Origin of the sequence: Streptomyces boluensis, assembly GCF_009908195.1 — a bacterium.
GTDB lineage: Bacteria > Actinomycetota > Actinomycetes > Streptomycetales > Streptomycetaceae > Streptomyces > Streptomyces boluensis.
In genome coordinates, this window is record NZ_JAAAHS010000400.1 from 1 (window position 1) to 6,658 (window position 6,658).

At 73.5% G+C, this 6,658-nt stretch carries 6 protein-coding genes; 5 read left to right on the forward strand and 1 reads right to left on the reverse strand.

Annotated features, from left to right (window positions below; genetic code table 11):
* Positions 1–256 precede the first annotated feature (256 nt).
* A complete protein-coding gene (locus GUY60_RS32005; protein WP_161704231.1) occupies positions 257–754 on the forward strand; it encodes a hypothetical protein in 498 nt (165 codons plus the stop codon).
* A 26-nt stretch (positions 755–780) separates the two neighbouring features.
* Here GUY60_RS32005 and GUY60_RS32010 read toward each other — a convergent pair whose 3' ends face one another.
* Entirely contained in the window at positions 781–1,464 is a 684-nt protein-coding gene (locus GUY60_RS32010; RefSeq protein ID WP_246235915.1) for a pentapeptide repeat-containing protein, read from the reverse strand.
* A gap of 132 nt (positions 1,465–1,596) precedes the next feature.
* Between GUY60_RS32010 and GUY60_RS32015 the strand changes: the two genes are divergently transcribed.
* The 4 genes from GUY60_RS32015 to GUY60_RS32030 all read left to right on the forward strand — a co-directional run.
* Positions 1,597–2,754 (forward strand): FAD-dependent oxidoreductase, encoded by a 1,158-nt coding sequence (locus GUY60_RS32015; RefSeq protein ID WP_161704253.1) that lies wholly within the window; start codon positions 1,597–1,599, stop codon positions 2,752–2,754.
* 134 nt (positions 2,755–2,888) lie between these two features.
* Positions 2,889–3,893, forward strand: a complete 1,005-nt coding sequence (locus GUY60_RS32020; protein WP_161704255.1) for a zinc-binding dehydrogenase — start codon at positions 2,889–2,891, stop codon at positions 3,891–3,893.
* A 76-nt stretch (positions 3,894–3,969) separates the two neighbouring features.
* On the forward strand, positions 3,970–5,511 hold the full coding sequence (locus GUY60_RS32025) for an MFS transporter (protein WP_161704257.1): 1,542 nt from the start codon (positions 3,970–3,972) through the stop codon (positions 5,509–5,511).
* Between the two features lie 10 nt (positions 5,512–5,521).
* A partial coding sequence (locus tag GUY60_RS32030) for a GNAT family N-acetyltransferase (protein ID WP_161704259.1) occupies positions 5,522–6,658 on the forward strand: 1,137 nt, incomplete at its 3' end.

Consider the following 6,658-nt stretch of genomic DNA (forward strand, 5'->3'; position numbering starts at 1 on the left):
CCCGAAGTCTTGCCAGACGGGTTCCCGAAGTCCTCGCCGGACGGGCCTCCTCAAGCGCCGGAGGGGCTCAAATTTGAGCCCCGGTCCGGAAAATTCAGCCCGTCCGGCGCTTGAGGACAAGGCCGGAGGCCGGTGATCCAGCCTGCCCGGCGTTTGAGGGCGAGGCCGGAGGCCGGTGGAGCGGGGTCTGGGGCGCAGCGCCCAGGGACCTCAGCCCCGGACGACGGTGCCCGAACCCCGTGACACCATTCCGTACGTGCTAGACATCGGCTACGCCCTCTCCAACCGCTTTCCCGACCCGCCCCAGGCCGACTACCGCCGGGCGGACACGCGGATGCTGCGGCACGACCTGTTCTGCGGGGACGTGTATCTCGCCGACACCAAGGCCGACCGGGAGCTGTCCACCGCCTGGGGATGGGTGCCGGTGCTCGACTTCGCCTGGGCGCTCTGCGACATCGTGGAGCAGCTGGACCGCGACCCGCTCGGCAGCCGCGCCTCCCGCCCCCAGTACGCGGAGCTCGACTTCACCGAGTCCAGTGACCGGATGCTGTTCGAGCGGCGGTTCGGCTGGGTGGACGTCGAGGGCGAGTGGATGCCGGGCAGCGAGTCGCCGTTGACGTGTCCGCACTCCGAACTGCGGCGCGAGGCCCGGGACTTCCTGCACGACGTCCTCGCCGACCTCGTCGACCTGCACGAAGGGCTCGGCGAGAACCCCGTGGTGTGGGACCTCCAGGCCCGCTTCCCGCGCGTATAAGAGTTCAGGCAAGAGTTCAGGAACCCTCAGGCCTCCACCCGCACCCCCACCGCCGCCGCGAACACCGGGGCCAGGTCCAGGAGTTGGGCCGGGCTGATCACCGCGCCCGCGAGCCGGTCGACGCCGCGCGCGATGTCGATACGGGCCGCCCCGCGCAGGTCCACGTCCTTCAGGCGTACGCCGGTGAGGTCCGCCGCGCGCAGCGTGCAGTCGTGGAACGTGACCCGCTCCAAGGACGCCCCGCCGAAGTCCGGTTCGTCCAGGACGACGCCCTCGAAGACCACGTCCCGCAGTTTCGCCGCGCGCAGGTTCAGGAAGTCGACCTTGCCGCCGCTGATCAGCACCCGCTCAAGCACCGCCCCGTGCAGCTGCGCCCCGCCGAGCCGGGCGTCGACCAGCTCCACGTCCCGTAGCGCCGCGCCCGAGAGATCCGTGCCCACACCGCGCACACCGGAGAGCCGAGAGTCCAGGAATCTGGCGTTCCGCAGCACCGTCCCGTCGAGTGCGCAGTCCTCGAGGGCACAGTCGAGGAACCGCGCCCCCGGCCCTTCCGCGGCCGAGAGGTCCGTGCCCTCGAAGATCAGCCCGTCGTAGTCACCGTCGGGAGTCAACTCCCCCTCTCCGTACGGCCGGAGCGGCGGAAGGCGGAGTTCCGGGCGGCGTGCGGGCTTCACCGCGGGACGCGATCGTTCCTGTCGTTCACTCGGCATGCGTCCCATCCTCGACGACGGCACTGACAATCGGCCCGCGCCCCTCGTCCGCGTACCGATGTCACATCCGGGCCCCGCCCCGCCGTCGTACCGACGACAAGCCGCACGCGAACCCCACGAGGAGACGCAGACATGCATCGCATCACCGTCATCGGCGGCGGATTCGCCGGGCTCACCGCGGCGATCAGCGCCGCGGAGGCCGGGGCCGAGGTCACCCTCTTCGAGTCCCACCACACGCTCGGCGGCCGGGCCCGTACCACCGAGACCGGGCCCTACCGTACGAACGAGGGGCCGCACGCCCTCTACAACGGCGGCCCGCACTGGACCTGGCTGAAGCAGCGCGACCTGATCGGGCCGCTCGCCCCGGTCCCGCCGCTCGAAGGGGCCCGGCTGCGCCTTCGGCACCGCGGTGCGCTGCGCCGTACGCCGCCGCTCGCCCTGCTCAAGCTGCTCCGCCGCCCGGCCCGGCAGGCGCCCGTGGACCGGGACTTCTTCGGCTGGGCCGCAGGTGAGGTGGGCGAGGAGGGGGCGCGGGCCGCGGCCCACTTCATGGGCGTGGCCGTCTTCCACCACGACCCCGGCACGCTCTCCGCCGCGTTCGTGCACGAGCGCCTGAAGCGCACTGCCAAGGTGCCGCCGGAGGCGCACTACCCGCGCGGCGGCTGGTCCTCGGTCGTCGACCGGATGGCCGCGCGGGCCTGGAACCTGGGCGTCCGGGTGGAGACCGCGGCCCGCGTCGACGCGCTGCCCGAGAACGGTCCGGTGATCGTCGCCACCTCCCTGGACGCGGCCCGGCGGCTGCTCGGCGACGACTCGCTGCGCGGCGAGAGCGGCCGTACGGTCCTGCTCGACCTGGCCGTACGGAGCCGCCGCGGGGACGCGTTCGTGGTGTCCGACCTGGACGCGCCCGGCTGGATCGAACGGTTCACGGCCGGTGACCGCAGCCTCGCGCCCGCCGGAGAGCAGCTCATCCAGGGGCAGATCCCGGTGGCGCCCGAGGAGTCCAAGGCGGCCGGGACCGCGCGCGGCGAGGAGCTGCTCGACCTCGGCATGCCGGGCTGGCGGGAGCGGGTCACCTGGCGGCGCGAGGCGCTTGCGGCGGGCCGCACCGGCGCCGTCGACCTGCCGGGTACGACCTGGCGCGACCGGCCCGGCATCGACCGGGGCGCCGGGGTGTTCCTTGCGGGCGACCAGGTGGCGGCGCCCGGCGTGCTCTCCGAGGTGTCCTTCACCAGCGCCCTGGAAGCGGCGACCCTCGCGGTCCGCGCGGCCCGGCCGGTCCGTACGTGAGACGGCGACCGGTCTGTACGTGAGACGGCGACCGGTCCGTACCTGAGGCGGCGACCGGCGGCACGGGCTTGACCTCAAGTTCGCTTGAGGTCAGAGGCTGATCACGTACCAGTCACTCGTCCCGAGGAGCCCTCGTGCGCGCCATCCGTCATCACGCCTTCGGTCCGGCCGAACAGCTCGTGCTCGACGAGGTCGAGGCGCCCGAGCCCGGCCCCGGACAGCTGCGGATCGCCGTCCGGGCGGCCGGGGTGCACCTGCTCGACACCGCGATCCGCGCCGGGGTCAAGGGCCCGCTCCCCGAGCTGCCCGCGCTGCCCACCGTGCCGGGGCGCGAGGTCGCGGGCGTCGTCGACGCGGTCGGCCCCGGCACCGACCCGGCGTGGCTCGGCAAGCGGGCCGTATCGCATCTCGGCCTCGCACCCGGGGGGTACGCGGAGCTCGCCGTGGTCGACGCGGACCGGCCGCACGAGATCCCGGCGGGGCTCGACGACGCGGTGGCCGTCGCGATGATCGGCACGGGCCGTACGGCCATGGGGATCGTGCGGTTCGCGGAGTTCGGCGCGGACTCGGTGGTGCTCGTCCCGGCGGCCGCGGGCGGTCTCGGCACGCTGCTCGTGCAGTACGCGAAGAACGCCGGGGCCACCGTGGTCGGCCTCGCCGGCGGCCCCGCGAAGGGCGCCGCGGTGCGGGCCAACGGGGCCGACCTGGCCGTCGACTACAAGGAACCGGACTGGCCCGAGCAGGTCCGCGCGTTCCTCGGGGAGCGCTCCGCCACGGTCGTCCTCGACGGGGTGGGCGGCGCGGCCGGGCGTGCGGCGGTCGGGCTGCTCGGCCGGGGCGGTACCCATGTCGTCTTCGGCTGGTCCGCCGAGGGCCTGGCCGCCGAGCCCGAGCCGGTGCTCGACGCGGCGGAACTGGCCGCGCGCGGGATCAGCTCGGTCGGGGTGCTCGGCCCGGCGATGCTGGCCAAGGCGGGCGGCGAGCGGCCCATCCGCACCCTTGAGGAACACGCCCTCACCGAGGCGGCGGCGGGTCGACTGCGGCCCGCGGTACAGCGGTTCCCGTTGGCGGAGGCGGCGGCCGCACACGCGGCGCTCGAAGGGCGGGGCACGGTCGGCAAGGTGGTCCTTGAGCCGTAGCGACCACGCCCGAGACGCGGGGCACAAACTGGGCTCAACAGGCGCATACAGGCCCAACTGTGCTGTCCTGGAAGCTATGAGCTCCCCCGGAGAGGCCCCGGTACCCGCCGGTCCGGACGGCGCCGTCGCGGCGCCTGATCCGCGGCGCTGGTGGGGCCTCGTCGTGATCGCCCTCGCCCAGCTGATGGTGGTGCTCGACGCGACGATCGTGAACATCGCCCTGCCCTCCGCCCAGAGCGACCTCGGCATGTCCGACGCCAACCGGCAGTGGGTGATCACCGCGTACACCCTCGCCTTCGGCGGGCTGCTGCTGCTCGGCGGGCGGGTCGCGGACCTGGTCGGGCGGAAGCGGACGTTCATCTTCGGGCTGATCGGCTTCGCCGTGGCGTCCGGGCTCGGCGGCGCGGCGATCGGGCCGGGGATGCTGTTCGGGGCACGTGCCCTCCAGGGCGTCTTCGCGGCCGTGCTCGCGCCGTCCGCGCTTTCGCTGCTGACCACGATGTTCAGCGTCCCGAAGGAGCGCGGCAAGGCCTTCGGGATCTACGGCGCGATGGCGGGCGGCGGCTCCGCGATCGGGCTGCTCGCGGGCGGCCTTCTCACCCAGTACCTGAACTGGCGCTGGTGCCTGTACGTCAACATCCCCATCGCCCTGATCGCCGTGATCGGCGCGTTCGCCGTCCTGCACGACCGGCCCGGCCACACCGGGGCCCGGCTCGACGTGCCGGGTGCGCTGCTCGGCTGCGGCGGCCTGGTCGCGCTGGTCTACGGCTTCAGCGAGGCCCAGCCGCGCGGCTGGACCGACCCGATGGTGCTCACCCTGTTCGCGGTGGCGATCGTGCTGCTCCTCGCGTTCGTGTGGTGGCAGAAGCGCGCCCCGAGCCCGCTGCTGCCGCTGCACATCATCAAGGACCGCAACCGCGCCGGGTGCTTCCTGACGATGGGGCTCGCGACCATCGGCCTCTTCGCGCTGTTCCTGTTCCTCACGTACTACATGCAGGGCGTCCTGCACTACTCGCCCGTCAAGACCGGCCTGGCGTTCCTGCCGATGACCGCCGCGATCATCACCGGTTCCACCCAGGTCTCCGCCCGGCTCCTGCACCACGTGCCGCCGCGCGCCCTGATGGTGCCGGGCATGGTGCTCGGCGCGCTCGGCATGACGCTGCTCACCGGGCTCACCGTCGAGGGCGAGTACGCCACCCACGTACTGCCCGGCATGCTGCTCACCGGGTTCGGCATGGGCCTGACCTTCATGCCGGTGTTCGCCACCGCCACCCTGGGGGTGGCCCCGCACGACGCCGGGGTGACCTCCGCGACCGTCAACACCGCCCAGCAGGTGGGCGGTTCCATCGGCACGGCGCTGCTCAACACCCTCGCCACCACGGCGACCGCCACGTACATCGGCTCGCATCTGACCGACCCCGCGCAGCAGGCCGAGGTCACCGCGCAGGGTGTGGTGCACGGCTACACCGTCGCCATCTGGTGGGCCGTCGGCATCATGCTGCTCGCCGGGCTCGTGGCCGGTCTCATGGTCACGGCACGGGCCCCCAAGCACCATCTGCCGCCGGCCGGGCCCCCGGCGGCGGAAAACCCCGATGCCCGCACCGCGTTCGAGAACTAGCGTGCGGATCATGGCTGATCGACCCACCCCCCACCCTGCCCTGAAGTTCCGGGAGATCCCCGAGAGCGAACTCGACCGGGCCCTCGACCTCGCCTACCTGGCCTTCCACGAGAAGCCCGAACCCGAACTCCGCGCCCACCACAAGGACCTGCTGACCGACTGCGCCCGCGTCGGCGCGTACGACGGCGACGCGCTCGTCGGCATGGTCGCCGCACTGCCCTTCACCCTGTCCGTGCCCGGCGGTGAACTCCCTTGCCCCGGCGTCACGTTCGCCTGCGTCGCGCCCACCCACCGCAGGCGCGGCGCCCTGTCCGGGATGCTCGCCGCCCTGTTCGCGCGCTGCGTCGCCGAGGACCGTCCGCTCGCCGCGCTGTGGGCGTCGGAAGCGGTGATCTACGGCCGGTTCGGCTTCGGCGAGGGCACCCGTGGCGTCACCGTCGAGATCGACTCGGCCCGCCCGCTCGCCCTGCGCATCGCCCCCGACCCGAGGCCACCGCGCCTGGTCGACCCCGCCGACGCACCCGCGCTGCTCGACGCGTTCTACGACGCCACCCGCGCCGCAAGGCCGGGACGGATCGCCCGCACCCGCGCTTGGTGGGCCGACGAGTGGCTGCCCGAGAAGGACGAGGAGGACACGGCGTACTCCCCGCCGCGGGTCGTCGCGCTCGGCGAACCCCTCGCCGGATACGCGGTCTACCGCACCAAACGCGACGCCGACGCCCCCGGCACGGTCCGCGTCGACGACCTGGAGGCCGACTCGCCCGCGGTCGCCGCCGCGCTCTGGCAGTACCTGGCGTCCATCGACCTCACCGCCAAGGTCCGCGCCTGGGGCCGCCCCCTGGACGACCCGCTCCTCCTCTTCGCCGCCGACCGCGACCAGGTCCGCGTGACCTCCGAGTTCCCGGCGCTCTGGCTCCGCCTCGTCGACGTACGGGCCGCCCTCCAGCACCGCTCCTGGGCCGCCCCCGTCGACCTGGTCCTGAACGTGCACGACGCCCACCTGCCCGCCAACTCGGGCCCGCACCGCCTGACTTCGGGCCCCACCGGCACGACGTACACACCCACGCACGAGCCCCCGGACCTGTCCGTCGACGTCCGCGACCTCGCGGCCTGCTACCTGGGCGGTACGACAGCCACGTCCCTGGTC